This is a genomic window from Mesorhizobium sp. M7A.F.Ca.CA.004.06.1.1 (assembly GCF_003999135.1).
In the GTDB taxonomy this organism is placed as follows: Bacteria; Pseudomonadota; Alphaproteobacteria; order Rhizobiales; family Rhizobiaceae; genus Mesorhizobium.
Window position 1 is genome coordinate 1 of record NZ_RZPQ01001406.1, and the last position, 523, is coordinate 523.

A 523-nucleotide genomic window follows, 5' to 3' on the forward strand; every position below is an offset into this window, starting at 1 on the left:
ATCAAAGGATCCCTGTCGGCCAGCGGCTCCTGACCGAGGCCGATGCCGTTTCCCGCCCGCACCGCTTCCCACAAAACGATCTGGTTGTCGGCCCTGAAGCGGAAGCTGCTCCGGGTGACGGGGATGCCATGCTGGGTAAAGCCCCTGATGATCTCGTCGCCGCGGTCGAAGCCGACCAGGTCGTGGTCGACAAGATCGGCAGGCTTCAGCGGACGGCCGCGCCTGTCGAGATAGGATTTGGCCGCGCAGGCGCAGAGCTCGATATCGCAGACCCTGCGTGCCATCAGCTCGTTCTGCGCCGGCTTGACCATGCGGATGGCGATGTCGGCATCCCGACGCAGCAGGTTCTCGACCTGGTTGGAGGCGACGATCTCGACCTCGATGCCGGGCTCCTCGATCCCCAGCCGCATCGTCATCTCAGGCAGGACATAGGCCGCCACCACCTCGCTGGCGGCGATGCGCACTGTGCCTTCGATGGCCTCGACCGAACCCAGCGCCAGCAGTGAGAAGGCGCTCGCCTGCC

General features: G+C 65.8%; 1 protein-coding gene. It reads right to left on the minus strand.

All coding sequences use genetic code 11. From position 1 onward, the window contains the following. Positions 1–523: LysR substrate-binding domain-containing protein (locus EN906_RS36630; protein WP_245484422.1), on the minus strand; the 523-nt coding region annotated here is incomplete at both ends.